Below are 17,647 nucleotides of genomic sequence, written 5' to 3' on the forward strand. Positions count from 1 at the left end.
GATGCTGCTGACAGGCGAGGAATTTAAGGGATCACCATGAAAAAAATTGATGCGATTATTAAACCTTTCAAGCTGGACGACGTGCGCGAAGCGCTGGCGGAAGTCGGTATTACCGGCATGACCGTAACTGAAGTGAAAGGCTTTGGTCGTCAGAAGGGGCACACCGAACTGTACCGTGGCGCAGAGTACATGGTGGATTTCCTGCCAAAAGTGAAAATCGAAATTGTGGTGACGGACGATATCGTGGATACCTGTGTGGATACGATTATCCGCACGGCGCAGACCGGCAAAATTGGCGACGGGAAGATTTTTGTCTTTGACGTGGCGCGCGTGGTGCGTATCCGTACCGGCGAAGAAGACGACGCGGCGATTTAATTTGCTGGCGTTTCCCCTCACCCACCGGGAGAGGGGACTTTTCTCCCTCTCCCATGGGTAGAGGGCCGGGGTGAGGGGAAAAAGAGTCTTACAGCACCTTATGCGGGCCAAAACACTCGTAATGAATATTCTCCGCCTTCACGCCAATCTCAATAAGCTGCTTCGCGGCAAACTGCATAAATGCCACCGGGCCGCAGAGATAACACTGCATCATCGGATCGCGAAACGCGCTTTCGTGCTGGCTTAACTCCATCAATCCTTCGCTGTCAAAACGCACTTCCTCGCGATCCATTTCCGCCGGCAGGCGATACCAGGTGTGAGAGGTAAAGTTCGGCAGCGCTGCGCCGAGGGCCTGAACTTCCGCAGCAAACGCGTGAACTTCGCCGTTCTCCGCCGCGTGCAGCCAGTTGACCTGCGCCGGGTGTTTTGCAGCGGAAAGCGTATCCAGCATCGCCAGCATTGGCGTCTGACCGACGCCCGCTGAAATCAGCGTCACCGGGGTTTGCGGTTCGACAGCCATAAAGAAATCACCTGCGGGCGCAGCCAGATGCACGACGTCACCCACGCTCGCTTCGTTATGCAGCCAGTTAGAGACCTGACCGCCATCTTCGCGCTTCACCGCAATGCGATAGCTTTTGCCATCGGCTTTGCGGGTCAGGGAATACTGGCGAATTTCCTGATATTCAAACTCGTCCGGCTTCAGCCACACGCCCAGGTATTGACCCGGCTGATAATCAGCGACCGGCTTGCCATCGACCGGCGCAAATTCAAAGCTGGTGATAAGCTGGCTTTGCGGCTCTTTCGCAACGATACGGAACGCACGGGTGCCTTCCCAGCCGCCGGTTTTGCTGGCGTGCTCCTGATAAAGCTCCGCTTCACGATTAATAAACACGCCTGCGAGTACACCATAGGCTTTACCCCAGGCGTCGAGCACTTCCTGACCAGGGCTGTAGAGCTCATCCAGCGTCGCCAGCAGATGCGTGCCGACAATGTTGTACTGCTCAGGTTTGATCTGAAAACTGGTGTGTTTTTGCGCGATTTTTTCCACGGCGGGCAGCAGAACGGCCAGATTCTCCAGATTGCTGGCGTAAGCGGCAATGGCGTTAAACAGCGCTTCACGCTGGTCGCCGTTGCGCTGATTGCTCATGTTGAAAATCTCTTTCAACTCCGGGTTGTGCGCGAACATACGATCATAAAAATGGGCGGTCAGCTTAGGGCCGGTCGCCACGAGCAGGGGAATGGTGGACTTCACGGTTGCGATGGTTTGAGCGTCAAGCATAGCGTCTTCCTGTTCAGTATTTATATAAGATGTATTTTTAATGCATCTTATATAAATAACCCTGCGTTTGTAAATGATTCTTTGCATAACTTGCGAGCAGGGTAACGGTCATGAAAAAACTGCATCACAAAGTTGAAAAGAAATCCGCATGAAAGGGGAAGTCGCTTTGGCGTCAAACCCTTGTACAGCGCGGAGCCAATCGTTTGCGTAAAAACGCTTGTCAAGACCTGTTATCACAAAATGAATCGGTTATACTGTTCGCCGTTGCCCGAAAGGGCCCCCCTTCAGAGCTGTAATTTACTGTTAGCTGAGTCAGGAGATGCGGATGTTAAAGCGTGAAATGAACATTGCCGATTATGATGCCGAACTGTGGCAGGCTATGGAGCAGGAAAAAGTACGTCAGGAAGAGCACATTGAACTGATCGCCTCCGAAAACTACACCAGCCCGCGTGTAATGCAGGCCCAGGGTTCTCAGCTAACCAACAAATACGCCGAAGGTTATCCGGGCAAGCGTTACTATGGCGGCTGTGAATATGTAGATATCGTTGAGCAACTGGCGATTGACCGTGCAAAAGAGCTGTTTGGCGCAGATTACGCCAACGTGCAGCCGCACTCCGGTTCTCAGGCGAACTTCGCCGTTTACACCGCGCTGCTGCAACCGGGCGATACCGTTCTGGGTATGAACCTGGCGCAAGGCGGTCACCTGACTCACGGTTCCCCGGTGAACTTCTCCGGTAAGCTGTACAACATCGTGCCTTACGGCATCGATGAGTCCGGCAAAATCGATTACGAAGAGATGGCGAAGCTGGCGCAGACCCACAAACCGAAAATGATTATCGGTGGTTTCTCCGCCTATTCCGGCGTGGTTGACTGGGCAAAAATGCGTGAAATCGCCGACAGCATTGGCGCGTACCTGTTCGTGGATATGGCGCACGTGGCGGGTCTTATCGCCGCAGGCGTTTACCCGAACCCGGTTCCGCATGCGCACGTCGTTACCACGACCACCCACAAAACCCTGGCGGGTCCGCGTGGCGGCCTGATCCTGGCGAAAGGCGGTAACGAAGAGCTGTACAAAAAACTGAACTCTGCGGTATTCCCAAGTGCTCAGGGCGGCCCGCTGATGCACGTGATCGCCGGTAAAGCGGTAGCGCTGAAAGAAGCGATGGAACCGGAATTCAAAGTCTACCAGCAGCAGGTTGCCAAAAACGCCAAAGCGATGGTGGAAGTGTTCCTGAACCGTGGTTACAAAGTGGTGTCCGGTGGCACTGAAAACCACCTGTTCCTGCTGGATCTGGTGGACAAAAACCTGACCGGTAAAGACGCCGACGCAGCCCTGGGTCGCGCCAACATCACCGTGAACAAAAACAGCGTCCCGAACGATCCGAAGAGCCCGTTTGTCACCTCCGGTATCCGTATCGGTACGCCTGCTGTTACCCGTCGCGGCTTTAAAGAAGCGGAAGTGAAAGAGCTGGCTGGCTGGATGTGTGACGTGCTGGACAGCATCAACGACGAAGCCGTGATTGAAAGCACCAAAAAGAAAGTGCTGGATATCTGTGCGCGCTTCCCGGTTTACGCATAATTGCGCTAAACACCAAAAAGGCCGCGCAAGCGGCCTTTTTTATTTCTGGTGGCTGCGTGTTACTGCTCGTTGCGCAGCGTGACCCCCACATCCCCGCCGGGATGCACCGCCAAAAGCGTCTCTTTCGAGTAGCCGCTCTCGCTCATCAGGCAGGCGCAGGCGGCATCAAAAATCGCCAGCACCAGAATGATTGAGGTTGTCGCCAGCATATTCAGCGGATCGACTTCCCGCTGCACGCCCGTTGAAATCACCAGTCTTGCCGCTTTTGCAATCGCCGAAGCGGGGTTTTCCGTCACGCTAATCAGCGGCACGTTTCTCGCCGCCAGCCCCGGCAGCAGGCGGGTGAGTTCATCGGAATTGCCGCCGCGCGACAACATAATCATCAGATCGCCCGGCCGTAAAAAACCGAGATCGCCGTGCGCGGCATCGGTGGCGCTCAGGTAAATCGCCGGACGCTCGACGCAGGCCAGCATATGAGCGATTTTACGCGCCGCGATGCCGGAGGTGCCCACGCCGGTCACCACGATTTTCCCCGTGCAGCCGCGTAGCTCCGCCAGTAAATTTTCCCACTGTTCTTCGCTCAGATGCTGCCCCAGTCCGGCGAGCGCCTGACTGTAGGTGTGCCAGGCCCCGGTGGCCTGATCCCAGGCGCTGCTCATTCGGCCTCCTGCATCAGCTTGCGGTATTTCATGTGATCCTGATACATCTCGTGGAATACCTGATACTTACGGTCGTAATACTGCTTAATGCGATTGGTTTGCGGCGTCACCGTTTTACCGATCCGGCTCATCACCGACATCGCTTCCGGGAAGTTGTCGAACACGCCCGCCGCCACGGTGCCCATCATCGCGCTGCCCAGCAGCATCGCCTCGCTCTCCTCCGGCAGCAGCATCGCGCAGCCGGTGGCGTTGGCGTGCTCCTGCACAAACACCGGGTTTTTGGTGCCGCCGCCGCTGGCCATAATGGTGTCGATGGCGTAGCCGGTCTGATTCATGGTTTCAATGATATGACGGGTCCCCAGCGCAATCGCCTGAATCGTCGCCAGATATTGCAGCGCCATATCCTCCGGCGTACGCGACAGTTTAAGCCCGGTGACCGTGCCGGTCAGCGTCGGGTTAGCGCGCGGCGAGCGGTTGCCGTGGAAGTAGGGGAGAATGTGCATATCGCGGGTCAGGAACGCGATGTTCTCCGGCTCGCCCGCCATTTTGCGCAGCAGGGCGTTGAGCAGTTCATAGATGGTTTGCCCCTGAGTTTTTGCCTGCGCCAGTAGCTGATCGTAGCAGGGGTGCGACTGGATAATATGGTCGATCAGCGCACCGGTGGCCGACTGGCCGCCCTCGTTAAGCCAGTAGCCGGGCAGCACCGCGGAATAGTACGGGCCCCATACGCCACCGATAAAGCGCGCCTCTTTGGAGATCGCCATGTGCCCGGTCGAGGTGCCGCCGATCAGCGCCACTCGGCGGTCAAAATCCGCCACTTCACCCGATACGCCGCAGGCACCGAGGGTACCGAGCGTTCCGGCGTGGGCATCGATAATCGACACGCTCACCGCTGTGCCGGGGATCAGCCCCATTTCGCTGGCGGCGCGCGGCGACAGGCCGTGGCCGAGCGGTTCGCCCATGGTTTTGACGTAGCGGCCAATTTTCTCCGCGTCATGCTCAAGTAAATCCTCAAGCCCGATTTCGCGGAAATAGCTGCCATCCCACTTATCTTCGTGGCCCATGTAGGTCCATTTGCAGACGGTGGAACAGAGTGAGCGGGTATCATCGTCGGTGGCGCGCCAGGTCAGAAAGTCCGGCAGATCAAAATAGTAGCCCGCGTTGGCCCAGGTATTTGGCATGTGCTGTTTCAGCCACAGCAGTTTTGGCGTCTGCATCTCCGGCGAGATAATCCCGCCGACGTAATCCAGCACCCGGTGGTGCAGGGCGTTGATGCGATCAGCCTGGGTAATGGCGCGGTGATCCATCCACACGATGATATTTTGCTCGCTGCGCCCGGAGGGGCTGACGGTCAGCGGCTTGCCCTCTTTGTCCAGCACCACCAGTGAACAGGTGGCGTCAAATCCCAGCCCTTTCACCTGAATCGGGTTGATGTCCGACTGGTTGATGGCATCGCGCACGGCGTTACACACCGCCTGCCAGATATTGTCCGAGGACTGCTCAACGAAATCAGCCTGCGGGCGATACAGTTCAATGGCCCGGCTCGCCTGGCCGACCATCCTGCCGTTCAGGTCAAAGACGCCCGCGCGGGCGCTTCCGGTTCCTACATCCACACCAATGAAGTAACTCGCCATCTTTTTTTCTCCTGAAATCAGGCTTTACGATTCTGTAATGCGATAAAGAGGATCAGCACCGCGCCCCACAGCGCCATGGTCAGATAGCTGCTGATCCCCAGCAAATTGAAGCCGCTTTCCAGCATTTGCAGCACGATGAGCGCCAGCACCAGTCCCAGGATGCGCCCGAAGCCGCCGTCCGGGTTAATGCCGCCGAGCACCGAAGCAAGGATGGTGACCAGCAGGTAGGATTCGCCGTAGCCCGCTTTGGCAGAGTTGAATTTCGCCATCATCAGAATGGCGGCGACCCAGCCGAGCAGCGCAGAAATCACATACACGGAAATCTGTACCCGCACGGTATTCACCCCGCTGTAGCGCGTGGCCTGTTCGTTCGAGCCGACCAGATAGAGGCTGCGTCCGAGCGTGGTGTGCTCAAGCAGCACCCACAGCAGCACCGCGACCAGTAAAAAGAGCAGCAGGGCGACGGGAATGCCCGCAACGGTGGCGTTGCCTAAAAACTGGATCGCCGCCGGGAAGCCGGAAATCACCGTGCCGTTCGAGAACAGAATGTTCAGCCCGGAGATCAGCGTCATGGTGCCGAGGGTGGCAAGGATCGGCGACACGCCCACCCAGGCGATTAACGCCCCGTTGAGCACACCGATTGCCACCGCCACCGCCAGGCCTGCCAGCAGCGCCAGTCCCAGAAAGAGGGGATTGTCCGGCTGGCTGACGATCACCGCAGCCATCACTAACGAACAGGCGTTGGCCCCGGCGATAATCGACAGGTTAATGCCGCCCGTCAGCATGGTGATCCCCATGCCCAGCGCCAGCATCCCGAGGATCGGTAACTGCGAACTGATGGACTGGAAATTGGCGACGCTAAAGAAGCGGCTGCCTAACAGGGCGGAAAAGACCACCGCGACCACGATAATAATCACGCACTGGAGGCGGATGATGGCATCACCGGGTAGGTATCGGGCGAAGGTTTTCATCTTAAAGCTCCCCTGCAAGTTTGCGTTTTTCATTCCAGGCCGTGGCGCTGATGCTGATCAGGATGATGGTGCCGCTAAATACGGTATGCCAGTAAGACGAGACGCTGAGCAGCGTCAGGCCGTTTTGCAAAAAGGCCAGCAGGATCACCCCAAGCAGCGTTCCGGTGAGCGTGCCGCGCCCGCCGGTCATGCTGGTGCCACCGAGCACTACCGCAGCCAGCACCGTCAGCTCAAAGCCGAGCAGCGAGTTAGGCGCAACGGACTGGGTGATCTGCGCCTGCACCACCGCGGCGACTCCGGCGAGAATGCCCATAAAGCCGTAGACATAAAAATGCAGTTTCAGCAGATTCAGTCCGAGGCGCGACGCGGCGTCGCGGTTGCCGCCCATGGCATAAATCTGCCGACCAAGACGGGTGTAATTCATCAGCACGGCAGTGACGATAATCACTGCGGCAAGGCACAGCAGCGGTAGCGTCAGGCCGTAGTCATAGCCGTCGGCGGCGGTGAAGGAGAACCAGTTGATGCCGTTCATAAACCAGTCCGGGAAGCCGTACAGCCAGGTGCCTTTGGTGGCGTACACCAGCAGTCCGTAGTAGACGTTCAGCGTGGCGATGGTGATGATGATTGCCGGCACCCGCAGCCAGTAGACCAGAAAGCCGTTAATCAGCCCGAGCACCAGACCGACCGCCATGGCGAGCAGCAGCGCCAGCGCAAAATTGCCGCCGTGGGCAATCACCCAGCTCGCCATGACGTACTGCGCAATCGCCGTCATCGCCGGGAACGAAATATCAATCCCGCCGGAGATCAGCACCACAAACAGCCCGCAGGCGAGGATGCCGAGAATGGCGTAGCTGGTGGCAACGTCCGTCAGGTTGCCCAGCGAGAGAAACTCATCGGTGCCGACGCTAAGCCCCACGGCCAGCGCAATCACCAGTAGTCCAAGCCAGAATTCATGTTGCCCGACGAGGCGGGAAAGACGCACGTTATTCATTGATCACCTCGACCACTTCAGCAATCTCCGCTTCGCTACAGCGGTGGGGGTTAAACTCCGCGACCAGCTCGCCGCGACGCATCACCAGCACGCGATGGCTGTTGTAATAGGCTTCCGGGATTTCATCGCAAATCATCAGCACCGCCATGCCCTGTTCCGCCAGGTCGCGGGCGATCTGGTAGATCCCTTCTTTGTTGGCGATATCCACGCCCACCGTCGGCGAATCGAGGATTAAGATCCGGGGATTGGTCGCCACCCATTTGGCGATGGCGATACGCTGCGCGTTACCGCCGGAGAGCGTTTTCACCGGCAGATGGGGATCGGAGACTTTAATGTTCAGCTCGCGGATCAGATCGCCCACCAGCTTTTGCGCCTTGCGGTGATCGAGCAGGCCGCTGCGGGTATGAAGCTGGTCGAAGACCGTCACGATGGTGTTGTCGTAGATCGACTGCTCCATGATCAGCCCCTGAGTCAGGCGATCTTCCGACACGTAGCCGATCCCGTGTTTTATCGCGTCGTGATTATTGCGAAGGGTCACCGGCTGGCCGTCGATGCGGATTTCGCCGCTTTCCGGGTGGGTCATGCCGAACAGACTCAGGCACAGTTCGGTACGCCCGGCCCCCAGCAGGCCGACAATCGACACGATTTCGCCGCTGCGCAGGGACAGATTCACGTTGCGGTATTTTCCCCGGCGGCTCAGATTGCGCAGTTCCAGCATCGGCTCCTGGTCAACCGGCGGTTTCTCCGGCAGCGGGCTGTAGTGGAATCGCTGCCCGGTCATCAGGAACGCCAGCTCGTGGCTGTCGAGCTCCTGGGCGGGATACGTACCGACCAGCTTGCCGTCGCGCATCACGCTGATGCGGTCGGCGACTTCCATGACTTCATCCAGACGGTGGCTGACAAACACCACGCAGATGCCGGCTGCTTTCAGTTCATTCACCACCCGCAGCAGGCCATTCACTTCCTGGCGGGTGAGCGAGGCGGTGGGTTCATCCATTATCACCAGCCGGGCATCGGCGGCGATAGCGCGGCAGATCGCCACCAGTTGACGGTCGGCAATGGAGAGCTTTTCAACTTTCTTATCGGGATCGAGAGTGACGCCGATGCGCTTCATCGCTGCCAGCGCCTGCGATCGCATTGCGCCCCGGCGGACCCAGATATCGCCGCCCGGCAGATAGCGGTTGACGGCGATGTTCTCCGCCACGCTGAAATTGGGAAACAAAGAGAGATCCTGGTAAATCACCTGCACGCCGTAATGGCTGGAAAGCTGCGGCGTCAGATGGTGGAACAGCTTGCCATCAAGCATGATCTGCGCGCCTTTCTCCGGGTGATAAACGCCCGAGATCACTTTAATGATGGTGCTTTTTCCGCAGCCGTTCTGCCCAGCCAGACAGTGAACTTCGCCTTTTTTCAGCGTCAGGTTCACGTTATCCAGCGCCAGCACGCCCGGGAATTGCTTGCTGATATTCTCAAGAGTGATAAATGCGGCGGTGTCTGTCATGGACAATACCCCTGCGAGCGCCCTTGCGGGCGCTGAGTGTTAATCGGGTTTATGCGTTTGGTTTCCCTGGTGCGGGGCGGAGAGCCTCAGAAACCGAGTGACTGTGCGTTATCTTTGGTGACTTCGAGGATCTTGTTAAAGCGGATCACTTTCTTCTCCATGTCCACATCGGCTTTCCCTAAACCTTCGATGGTCAGATCCTGAGTGACTTCCTGGCCTTTCAGCAGTTGATTCGCCACGGTTACCAGCGCGTAACCGGCATCTTTCGGGTCCCACAGCAGCGCTTTTTTGATATCACCGCGCATCAGGTACGGCGCAGCCTGGGCTGGCATGGCGATACCGACAACAGCCAGTTTTTCTTTCGCGCGTTTTTTCTGTACCGCCTGGCCTGCACCAATCGGGCCGAGAGAGCCAAAGCCGATAATGCCTTTCATCTCCGGGTAGGTTTTCATCAGATCGAGCGTGGTGGAGTAGGATTTATCGATGCTTTCCGCCACTGGCAGGCGGGAGGTCACTTCATGCATATCCGGGTATTTTTCTTTCTGATATTTGATGGCGTAATCTGCCCACGCATTATGCAGCGGCACGGTTAAGGAGCCGACGTAAATGGCGTAGCCGCCTTTGCCGCCCATATCTTTCGCCAGTTCATCGATGTTGGCCTGCGCGTATTTTTCGCTGTCGATGGTTTCGATATCCCACTGGCCGATCTGCTGATCCGGGGATTCGTGCGTCAGGACAACAATGCCTTTATCGCGGGCTTTTTTCAGCACCGGCTCCAGCACTTTCGCATCATTAGGGACCACGATAATGGCGTTGACGTTTTTGGCGATCAAATCTTCAATCACCTTCACCTGCTGGGCAGGATCGGGGGTGGACGGACCGGTCTGGTAAGCGTTAACGTCCAGTTTTTTCGCGGCGTCATTCACGCCGGTTTCCATGCGGTTAAACCAGGGAATACCGGTCACTTTTGCCACCACGGCAATTTCATACTTTTCTGCCGCAGCAACGTTACCGGACAACATGCTTACAGAAACAAGGGCTGCGCTGAGTAGTGCGAGTTTGAATTTCATAATTTTACCTTTTATGGGTGCAGGGCATGTCACGGAAAGAAGGTTAGCAACGAAGGGAAGAGGGAATGAATCGCAGATTTTTCAAATGTGATCGCTGACCATTTTTGTTAATTTAAGGATCTAATTGCGTTAATTTAAAGTTAAAAATAAACAATGACATCACAGAGTAAAAGGGCTTTGTTGTTAAATAAAGATGATTTGTTAACTATAAATTAACAAATATTTATCATTTGCGATAAATTAAGCGCCTGTTTTGCCCGTTTGCCCTACCGTCACCAGGAAAAATAAGTCTGAATTGTGAGCTGAAACGATATCAGCAAAAATCCCGGATAACCCTTGTGAGATAAGGGTTTTTTATATGGGCATTTTTTCGCACCCGCTAAACGCCGCCCTTTTTGTTAATTTCTTGTTAATTCCCGCCTTGTGTTTATCGCCGTTTATCGCCAGACTATCGCCTCCAAACGGGAGGGATTCATGGTCTTACAATCAACGCGCTGGCTGGCGCTCAGTTATTTCACCTACTTTTTTAGCTACGGTATTTTTCTGCCTTTCTGGAGCGTATGGCTTAAAGGCACCGGGCTTACGCCTGAGACGATTGGTTTGCTGCTGGGCGCGGGACTGGTGGCGCGCTTTCTGGGCAGCCTGCTGATTGCACCGCGTTTCTCCGATCCTTCCCGGCTGGTTTTCGCCCTGCGCGTGCTGGCGCTGTTAACGCTGATTTTTGCGCTGGCGTTCTGGGCCGGGCACCACATTGCCTGGCTGATGGTGGTGATGGTCGGCTTTAACCTCTTTTTCTCCCCGCTGGTGCCGTTGACCGACGCGCTGGCGAACACCTGGCAGAAGCAGATCCCGATGGACTATGGCCGGGTGCGCGTCTGGGGTTCCATTGCTTTTGTGATTGGTTCAGCGGCGACCGGGAAACTGGTCAGCCTGTTTGATTCGCAGGCGATTCTGGCGATGCTTAGCCTTGGTGTGATTTCCATGCTGCTGGGAATGCTGCTGACCCCTTCGGTGATGCCGCAGGGCGCAAGCCGCACTCAGGAAGCGGCGGGATGGCCCGCGTGGAAAAGCCTGATCCGCCAGAGCTGGCGTTTTCTCGCCTGCGTGTCGCTGTTGCAGGGGGCGCACGCCGCCTACTACGGATTCAGCGCGATTTACTGGCAGGAGGCGGGCTATTCGGCTTCGACGGTAGGCTATTTATGGTCGCTCGGCGTGGTGGCGGAAGTGGTGGTGTTCACGCTCAGCAATAAGCTGTTTCGCCGATGGAGCGCGCGCGATCTGCTGCTGCTTTCCGCCTTGTGCGGCGTGGCGCGCTGGGGGCTGATGGGCTGGACGACTGAATTGCCGTGGCTGATTGTGGTGCAGATCCTGCACTGCGGGACGTTTACCGTCTGCCATCTGGCCGCCATGCGCTACATCGCCGCCCGTCAGGGGGCGGAAGTGATCCGGCTACAGGCTGTCTACTCGGCGGTAGCGATGGGCGGCAGCATCGCCATCATGACCATGTTCGCCGGTTTCCTGTTCCAGCATCTGCACCAGGGCGTATTCTGGGTGATGGCGCTGGTGGCGCTGCCGGCGATCGCGTTGCGGCCCCGCGTCACCGCCCGCGCTTAAGCCTCCAGCATGGTGCGGATATGCACCTGCTGCTGTTCGCTCAAGGCTTCCACCGCATGAATGAGCGGCGGGGAAAAGAGCGGCAGTTGCGTGGTGTAGGGCGTGACGATCAGCGCCACTTCGCGCGGCGCACCTTCCTGCTGGAAGGTGGTCAGCGGCAGATGTTTGATATTGAGCGGCAGTAACGTCAGTTCACGGAGCTGCTGCTCAATTTCCGCTTCCCGCGCCGGATCGTTGTCGACCAGGATCAGTACCTGTTTTTCATGCAGATCGGTCTCCTGCATCAGCCAGGCCCCAAAAATCACCGCCACCAGCCCGGTCTCTTCATCGGTAAAACGTAAATCGTACTCCTGCTCCATGCCGGACATCGCCTCACGGGTGGTGCGCATCAGGCGCGGGTAGAGCCGGTTAATCTCTTCAGGCAGGCTGTTATCAATGCCGATGCCAAAATAGCTGCGGTCCAGCGCCAGCGCCAGATGGCTGTAAAGCTGATCTGTCAGTCCCTGCTCGTCGCTAAAACGCATCCCGGAGAGGGCGTAAAAACGGGTGATCATCTGACTGACGGCGCGACGCAGGCGCATATCCTGCAAATGGGCATCGCGGATGGGATCGGGCGTGCGTACCATCATAAACAGCACCGCCAGAAACAGGTGTTCGGACTCCTGGGGCAGGGCGGTCACCCGTCGCTTCCAGTGGCGGATAATCTCCTGCGCGGCAAGATATTCGGCGCGGGTCTGCGTCCACGCCTGCTGCACCGGATTAAATTGCGGCGTCAGGCCAAGCTGATGTTGCAACAGGCAATATTGCAGGTAGAGGCGCAAAAACTGCATGTCCCGGCACTCAAACTGGCGTTGCAACGTGCGGGAGCATAAATTGAGCAGCGCCTGCAAATTGGTGTCGTCATACAGGGTTCGGGCGATGCCATATTCGCGGAGTGCGGTTTTGAGCGACGGCGTAAAATGCTGCGTGATGAAATGCGGGCACAGCCGCAGCGCGCGGCGCAGCCAGTGCACCAGGCACAGGCGTTGATCGAGGATGGACCCTTCAAGCTGGTAGCTGCCGTCAGGCTTTGTGATAATGTTCAGCCGGTGATAACGCTGGATCTCAACCCCCGCGTCGGCTATATCTTGCCGGGTCATCTCATCATCCACACCGTTCAGCTTGCCAATCGACGCCAGGGTGGTGCCGGGTCCGGGCAGCGCGAGCATCAGAAAGGCGTGGCAGCGGCGCTGGGGGCTGGAGAGGGCAGATGGGGGCGTTATCACAAGGGTCATCTGTTAGGCTCCAGTCAGGGTATTAGATAACAATAGCTAAAGGTTAGCGTGATGAAAGCGCACCGGATGGCCTTTCCCTCAGGAATGCGGGGGAGCATCACAGAATTTTTCACGTGAGGAACACATGCAAATAGTTAAACAATGCGGTATTGCACTCTTTCTCGCGCTTTTATCGCTACCCGTTTTCGCACATCCCCACAGCTTTATCAGCCTGCAAACCGAGCCGGTGGTGGAAAATGACCAGCTCATCGCCCTGCAAATGCGCTGGAAGATGGATGAAATCACTTCAGCAGATCTACTGTATGACGCGGGCGACGCAAAGCCTGGCGATGAGGTCTGGAAAAAACTTGCCGCTGAAGTGATGGCGAATGTGCTGGGGCAGAACTATTTCACCGAGGTCTGGCATAACGGGCAAAAAGTAAAATTTCTCAACCGCCCGACGGCTTATGGCCTGGCGCGCGAAGGGCATCAGGCGGTGCTGACATTCACCCTGCCGCTGGCCGCTCCGCAGCCTGTTGCCGGGCAGACCTTCACCTTCTCAACCTTTGATCCCACCTATTACGTGGACATGAGCTATCAGCATGACCAGGATGTGACGCTCCCGGCCCCGCTTAAGACGCGCTGCAACGTCAAGGTGCAGACCCCGACGCCGGGCGAAGACACGCTGATGTTTGCACAGTCGCTCGATAAAGAAGACGCCCCGCCGGAGGATATGGACCTGGGCAAACAATTTGCACAAACGGTGGCGTTGTCATGTCAGTAATCAGCCAGACGATAAAACCGTCCCGGCGCTGGCTGGCACTCTGGCCGCTGGCGCTGTTGCTTATCGTCGCTGTAGCGGGCGGTATTCTGCTCTGGCAGCAGTGGCCGCGCGTGATGCTGATAAGCACGGGCTGGCAGCGTGAAATGAACATGCAGATGAGCCGGTTACTGGCAGGCGTGGCGGAAAACCCGACCCAGGCGGGCGGGGCGCTGCTTCTGTTCAGCTTTATCTATGGGGTGCTGCACGCGCTCGGGCCGGGTCACGGCAAAATCGTCATCACCACCTGGCTTGCTACGCATCCGTCAAAGCTGAAGTCCAGTATCGGCCTGACGCTGGCCTCTTCATTACTTCAGGGGCTGGTGGCGATTGCGCTGGTGGTGATTGTGCTGACGCTGCTGCACCTGCCTGCGCGCCAGCTCCATCTGAGCAGTTTCTGGCTGGAGAAAGCCAGCTACGCGCTGGTGGGCGTACTCGGCGTGTTGCTGTGCTGGCGGGCCATTAAAAAGCTACGGGCGTTGCTGGCCAGGCCGAAATTCCGCGCCTTTAGGCCGCATCATGTGCATCACGAAAACTGCGGCTGCGGGCATCAGCATCTGCCGACTCAGGCGCAAATGGAGAGCGGTGACGACTGGCGCGCGCGGCTGGCGATTGTACTGTCGATGGGGATGCGCCCCTGTTCCGGCGCAATCATGGTGCTGCTGTTCAGTAAAGTCATTGGCGTGTTTGCCTGGGGCATGGCGTCGGCACTGGCGATGGCGGCGGGAACATCGCTGACCATTACGTCGCTGGCCCTGCTGGTGCACAGCTTTCGCCAGCTGGCGGTTAAACTCAGTGGTCATAAAGCACCGGTGCTGTGGCGGCAGGTCGGCTGGACGTCGCTTGCGCTGGCGGGCGGCATCATTTTGCTGATTGCCGCCGTGGTGATGTGGATGAGCGCGGTGCCGGCGGGCAGGGGATTGCGCCCGTTCTGAGCGCGCTACTTTTTCTGCTCCAGCGCATGCAGGTAAAAATCGACCAGCGCATTACGGTAGCGATCGTTATGAACGGGCAGCAGCGCGTCGATGTGGCGTCCACCGTCAATCATGATCTTTTGCCGGGGCGCTTTCGCTTCGGCAAACAGCCGTTCGCTATGCTGCCATGGGATCATGGCATCGTTTGTACCGTGGAAAAACAGCAGGGGAATCGGGCTTAAACCGGCGATATAGCGGCTGGCGCTGTAGGTGTCATCAAGCAGAATGCCCGCGCCCGGCACCTTATCGCTGGCAATGGCGCTATAGGAAAAGAAGGTGGAATCCAGCGCGATGGCGTTGATGCCAGACCGATCGCCCCGTCCCACGGCGGCAACGATATTATTACCGCCCAGGCTCTGACCGAGTAACAGCAGGCGCTGCGGGTCGATGTCCTGACGCTTGCGAACATACTCAATTGCGCTTTGCGTATCATCACATAATCCTTCGGGGCTGGGTTCTCCCTCTGACGCGCCATATCCCCGGTAGTCGAACATAAAGACGTTGAAATTACGCGCGGGAAGCCAGCTTACAAAAGACCAGTAGTGGGTGACATTCCCGCCGTTGCCATGCGCATGAATCACGGTCCCTGCGGCCTCTTTTGGCGACGCGTTTTCTGCGGGGATAAACCACCCGGTCAGTTGCGTGCCATCTTTCGCCCTGAATTGAACGAGTTCGGCCGAGGCGGGCATGGAGGCATAATTTTCTTTATCAGGATGGTAGAAAAGACTCAGCGCAATGCGCGATAACGATGCGGTGCAGTAGCCCAGCATCAACAGAATAGTGACAAGCAGTATTACCCGGCGACGTTTGCTCATTCTCGTTCCTTAAGATGATCTCACTGAAGGGGCTGGAGAGTGCGTAACAGGCGGGGGAAAGTAAAGATGGGGAGGGGGAATTCGGAAGAACGCCCGGGCGGAAGGGGAAAGCCCCTCACCCTAACCCTCTCCCGTGGGGAGAGGGGACCGCCCGGTGCGTAACGCGGGCTGGGCTTTCTCCCTCTCCCGTGGGGAGAGGGCATCACATCGACTTTCTCCCTCTCCCTGAGGGAGAGGGCCGGGGTGAGGGTAAAACGAAATTAACGCTTCAGCGCTTCGCTCAGCTCATCGCGCATATTCGCCAGCATCGCTTTCACCACACGCGGGTTACCGGCAACGAGGTTACCGCTGTGCATGTAGTTGTGGTTGCCGGTGAAATCACAGACCAGACCGCCTGCTTCACGAACCAGCAGTTCGCCTGCGGCGAAATCCCATGGCTTCAGGCCGATTTCAAAGAAACCGTCCACGCGGCCAGCGGCAACGTAAGCCAGATCCAGCGCGGCAGAACCGGTGCGGCGGAAGTCTGCACACTCAGTGAACAGTTTGCCGATGATGTTCATGTACGCCGGTGCGTGGTGTTTTGCTTTGAACGGGAAACCGGTCGCCAGAATGGTGCCATCCAGATCTCGGGCAATGCTGCCGCGCAGACGGTAACCGTTCAGCTGTGCGCCCTGACCACGGGAGGAGGTGAACAGCTCGTTACGCATTGGATCGTAAACCACGGCAACTTCTGTACGGCCTTTAATGCGTACGGCGATGGACACCGCGAAGTGCGGCAGACGTTTGATAAAGTTGGTGGTGCCATCCAGTGGATCGATAATCCATTGCACATCCTGATCTTCGCCAACATGCTCACCGCTTTCTTCGGTGATGATGGTGTGTTGCGGGTAAGATTTGCGAATCGTGTCGATAATCACCGCTTCGGCGGCTTTATCTACGTTGGTCACGAAATCGTTGCTGCCTTTCTGGCTCGCTTCTACGGAGTCAGGAGTTTCATAGTGTTTGGCAATTACATTACCCGCCTTGCGCGCTGCGCGCACGGCGATGGTCAACATTGGATGTTGCATCGGTTACTCTCACTGGATGTTAAAGAACGGGGGAAAACGGCGCGTACTATACCAGCCCATTCGAATTATGTCTTCGGTTTATGATAATATGCGGCAATATTCTTTAGACGTAGAAAAACTATGCTGCAAAATATCCGAATCGTACTGGTCGAAACCTCTCACACCGGCAACATGGGCTCTGTCGCCCGGGCCATGAAAACCATGGGCCTGACTAATCTTTGGCTGGTCAATCCGCTGGTAAAACCCGACTCGCAGGCGATTGCCCTTGCTGCCGGTGCCAGTGACGTAATCGGCAATGCACAGATCGTTGATACCCTCGATGACGCCTTAGCCGGATGCAGTCTGGTGGTTGGCACCAGCGCCCGTTCACGCACGCTGCCGTGGCCGATGCTGGATCCGCGCGAGTGCGGGCTTAAAAGCGTGAGTGAAGCGCAGCACGCGCCGGTGGCGCTGGTCTTCGGTCGTGAGCGCGTCGGGCTGACCAATGACGAGTTGCAAAAGTGCCATTATCACGTGGCCATTGCCGCTAACCCGGAATACAGCTCGCTGAATCTGGCGATGGCAGTGCAGGTGATTGCCTATGAAGTGCGCATGGCCTGGCTGGCGGCGCAGGAAAGCGGTGAGCAGCAGACAACAGAAGAAGAAACCCCATACCCGCTGGTGGACGATCTTGAGCGCTTTTACGGTCACCTGGAGCAAACGCTGCTCTCCACCGGCTTCATTCGTGAAAGCCATCCGGGGCAGGTAATGAACAAACTTCGCCGTCTGTTTACCCGCGCCCGCCCAGAAAGCCAGGAGCTGAATATCCTGCGCGGAATGCTGGCGTCAATTGAGCAGAAAAATAAAGATCAGTGATCTCTTTTGCCCGGCGGAGTGGTCCTTGCCGGGCGCTTATGTCGTCATCCGACATCCCGCATGATTACGCTAAAAGCCATACGGCACGAAAGGTTAAATACCTGACTAAAATGGTCAAGTAAATAGTTGACCATTTTAGTCGGGAATGTCAGACTTGCGCCTGCTATGCAACACACCATTTTAATAACAA

Annotated in this window: 16 protein-coding genes; 6 read left to right on the plus strand and 10 right to left on the minus strand. The window is 57.1% G+C overall.

Features of this window, described 5'->3' with window-relative positions; all coding sequences use genetic code 11:
- The first annotated feature begins 36 nt into the window (after positions 1–36).
- The gene (gene glnB, locus BM373_RS00185; RefSeq protein ID WP_002438074.1) at positions 37–375 is read left to right on the plus strand and encodes a nitrogen regulatory protein P-II; all 339 of its coding nucleotides are present in this window, start codon (positions 37–39) and stop codon (positions 373–375) included.
- 88 nt (positions 376–463) lie between these two features.
- Here glnB and hmpA read toward each other — a convergent pair whose 3' ends face one another.
- Entirely contained in the window at positions 464–1,654 is a 1,191-nt protein-coding gene (gene hmpA, locus BM373_RS00190) for an NO-inducible flavohemoprotein (protein ID WP_090458089.1), read from the minus strand.
- Between the two features lie 325 nt (positions 1,655–1,979).
- Between hmpA and glyA the strand changes: the two genes are divergently transcribed.
- Entirely contained in the window at positions 1,980–3,233 is a 1,254-nt protein-coding gene (glyA, locus tag BM373_RS00200) for a serine hydroxymethyltransferase (protein ID WP_090458092.1), read from the plus strand.
- A gap of 59 nt (positions 3,234–3,292) precedes the next feature.
- On the opposite strand, the gene BM373_RS00205 is transcribed toward glyA, so the two are convergent.
- From BM373_RS00205 to BM373_RS00230, 6 genes are all read right to left on the minus strand, one after another.
- Positions 3,293–3,892 carry a KpsF/GutQ family sugar-phosphate isomerase gene (locus BM373_RS00205; protein WP_090458094.1) on the minus strand — a complete coding sequence of 200 codons (600 nt, stop codon included), beginning with the start codon at positions 3,890–3,892 and terminating at the stop codon, positions 3,293–3,295.
- Positions 3,889–5,526, minus strand: a complete 1,638-nt coding sequence (locus BM373_RS00210; protein WP_090458096.1) for an FGGY-family carbohydrate kinase — start codon at positions 5,524–5,526, stop codon at positions 3,889–3,891. The genes BM373_RS00205 and BM373_RS00210 overlap by 4 nt, the downstream gene beginning before the upstream one ends.
- A 17-nt stretch (positions 5,527–5,543) precedes the next feature.
- Entirely contained in the window at positions 5,544–6,497 is a 954-nt protein-coding gene (locus BM373_RS00215) for an ABC transporter permease (RefSeq protein ID WP_090458098.1), read from the minus strand.
- Between the two features lies 1 nt (position 6,498).
- A complete protein-coding gene (locus BM373_RS00220; RefSeq protein ID WP_090458100.1) occupies positions 6,499–7,488 on the minus strand; it encodes an ABC transporter permease in 990 nt (329 codons plus the stop codon).
- Positions 7,481–8,989, minus strand: a complete 1,509-nt coding sequence (locus tag BM373_RS00225) for a sugar ABC transporter ATP-binding protein (RefSeq protein WP_090458102.1) — start codon at positions 8,987–8,989, stop codon at positions 7,481–7,483. The genes BM373_RS00220 and BM373_RS00225 overlap by 8 nt, the downstream gene beginning before the upstream one ends.
- A gap of 86 nt (positions 8,990–9,075) precedes the next feature.
- Complete coding sequence (locus BM373_RS00230; protein WP_090458105.1) at positions 9,076–10,059, minus strand: autoinducer 2 ABC transporter substrate-binding protein; 984 nt, start codon at positions 10,057–10,059, stop codon at positions 9,076–9,078.
- A 474-nt stretch (positions 10,060–10,533) separates the two neighbouring features.
- Here BM373_RS00230 and BM373_RS00235 point away from each other — a divergent pair, with 474 nt between their 5' ends.
- Positions 10,534–11,673 (plus strand): 3-phenylpropionate MFS transporter, encoded by a 1,140-nt coding sequence (locus BM373_RS00235; protein WP_090458107.1) that lies wholly within the window; start codon positions 10,534–10,536, stop codon positions 11,671–11,673.
- Here BM373_RS00235 and csiE read toward each other — a convergent pair.
- On the minus strand, positions 11,670–12,947 hold the full coding sequence (csiE, locus tag BM373_RS00240) for a stationary phase inducible protein CsiE (protein ID WP_090458110.1): 1,278 nt from the start codon (positions 12,945–12,947) through the stop codon (positions 11,670–11,672). The two genes, BM373_RS00235 and csiE, sit on opposite strands and share 4 nt — an antisense overlap.
- 124 nt (positions 12,948–13,071) lie before the next feature.
- On the opposite strand from csiE, the gene BM373_RS00245 reads away from it, so the two are divergent.
- Positions 13,072–13,710, plus strand: coding sequence for a DUF1007 family protein (locus BM373_RS00245; protein WP_090458112.1), 639 nt, complete (start codon positions 13,072–13,074; stop codon positions 13,708–13,710).
- A complete protein-coding gene (locus tag BM373_RS00250; protein ID WP_090458114.1) occupies positions 13,701–14,681 on the plus strand; it encodes a nickel/cobalt transporter in 981 nt (326 codons plus the stop codon). The genes BM373_RS00245 and BM373_RS00250 overlap by 10 nt, the downstream gene beginning before the upstream one ends.
- Before the next feature lie 5 nt (positions 14,682–14,686).
- Here the strand turns inward: BM373_RS00250 and BM373_RS00255 are convergent, their stop codons facing one another.
- The gene (locus BM373_RS00255) at positions 14,687–15,535 is read right to left on the minus strand and encodes an alpha/beta hydrolase (protein WP_090458116.1); all 849 of its coding nucleotides are present in this window, start codon (positions 15,533–15,535) and stop codon (positions 14,687–14,689) included.
- A gap of 260 nt (positions 15,536–15,795) precedes the next feature.
- A complete protein-coding gene (gene suhB / locus BM373_RS00260) occupies positions 15,796–16,602 on the minus strand; it encodes an inositol-1-monophosphatase (RefSeq protein WP_090458118.1) in 807 nt (268 codons plus the stop codon).
- Between the two features lie 120 nt (positions 16,603–16,722).
- Between suhB and trmJ the strand changes: the two genes are divergently transcribed.
- Positions 16,723–17,457 carry a tRNA (cytosine(32)/uridine(32)-2'-O)-methyltransferase TrmJ gene (gene trmJ, locus BM373_RS00265; RefSeq protein WP_090458120.1) on the plus strand — a complete coding sequence of 245 codons (735 nt, stop codon included), beginning with the start codon at positions 16,723–16,725 and terminating at the stop codon, positions 17,455–17,457.
- Positions 17,458–17,647 lie beyond the last annotated feature (190 nt).

Source organism: Enterobacter sp. kpr-6 (assembly GCF_900116015.1).
Classification (GTDB): Bacteria; Pseudomonadota; Gammaproteobacteria; order Enterobacterales; family Enterobacteriaceae; genus Enterobacter_D.

Excerpts from the sequence above, each read along its gene's own strand:
- BM373_RS00245 (WP_090458112.1), top strand. The coding sequence starts at position 13,072 with ATGCAAATAGTTAAACAATGCGGTATTGCACTCTTTCTCGCGCTTTTA.
- BM373_RS00250 (WP_090458114.1), top strand. The coding sequence starts at position 13,701 with ATGTCAGTAATCAGCCAGACGATAAAACCGTCCCGGCGCTGGCTGGCA.
- trmJ (WP_090458120.1), top strand. The coding sequence starts at position 16,723 with ATGCTGCAAAATATCCGAATCGTACTGGTCGAAACCTCTCACACCGGC.
- csiE (WP_090458110.1), bottom strand. The coding sequence starts at position 12,947 with ATGACCCTTGTGATAACGCCCCCATCTGCCCTCTCCAGCCCCCAGCGC.
- BM373_RS00205 (WP_090458094.1), bottom strand. The coding sequence starts at position 3,892 with ATGAGCAGCGCCTGGGATCAGGCCACCGGGGCCTGGCACACCTACAGT.
- suhB (WP_090458118.1), bottom strand. The coding sequence starts at position 16,602 with ATGCAACATCCAATGTTGACCATCGCCGTGCGCGCAGCGCGCAAGGCG.
- hmpA (WP_090458089.1), bottom strand. The coding sequence starts at position 1,654 with ATGCTTGACGCTCAAACCATCGCAACCGTGAAGTCCACCATTCCCCTG.
- BM373_RS00210 (WP_090458096.1), bottom strand. The coding sequence starts at position 5,526 with ATGGCGAGTTACTTCATTGGTGTGGATGTAGGAACCGGAAGCGCCCGC.
- glnB (WP_002438074.1), top strand. The coding sequence starts at position 37 with ATGAAAAAAATTGATGCGATTATTAAACCTTTCAAGCTGGACGACGTG.
- BM373_RS00215 (WP_090458098.1), bottom strand. The coding sequence starts at position 6,497 with ATGAAAACCTTCGCCCGATACCTACCCGGTGATGCCATCATCCGCCTC.
- glyA (WP_090458092.1), top strand. The coding sequence starts at position 1,980 with ATGTTAAAGCGTGAAATGAACATTGCCGATTATGATGCCGAACTGTGG.
- BM373_RS00220 (WP_090458100.1), bottom strand. The coding sequence starts at position 7,488 with ATGAATAACGTGCGTCTTTCCCGCCTCGTCGGGCAACATGAATTCTGG.
- BM373_RS00235 (WP_090458107.1), top strand. The coding sequence starts at position 10,534 with ATGGTCTTACAATCAACGCGCTGGCTGGCGCTCAGTTATTTCACCTAC.
- BM373_RS00225 (WP_090458102.1), bottom strand. The coding sequence starts at position 8,989 with ATGACAGACACCGCCGCATTTATCACTCTTGAGAATATCAGCAAGCAA.
- BM373_RS00255 (WP_090458116.1), bottom strand. The coding sequence starts at position 15,535 with ATGAGCAAACGTCGCCGGGTAATACTGCTTGTCACTATTCTGTTGATG.
- BM373_RS00230 (WP_090458105.1), bottom strand. The coding sequence starts at position 10,059 with ATGAAATTCAAACTCGCACTACTCAGCGCAGCCCTTGTTTCTGTAAGC.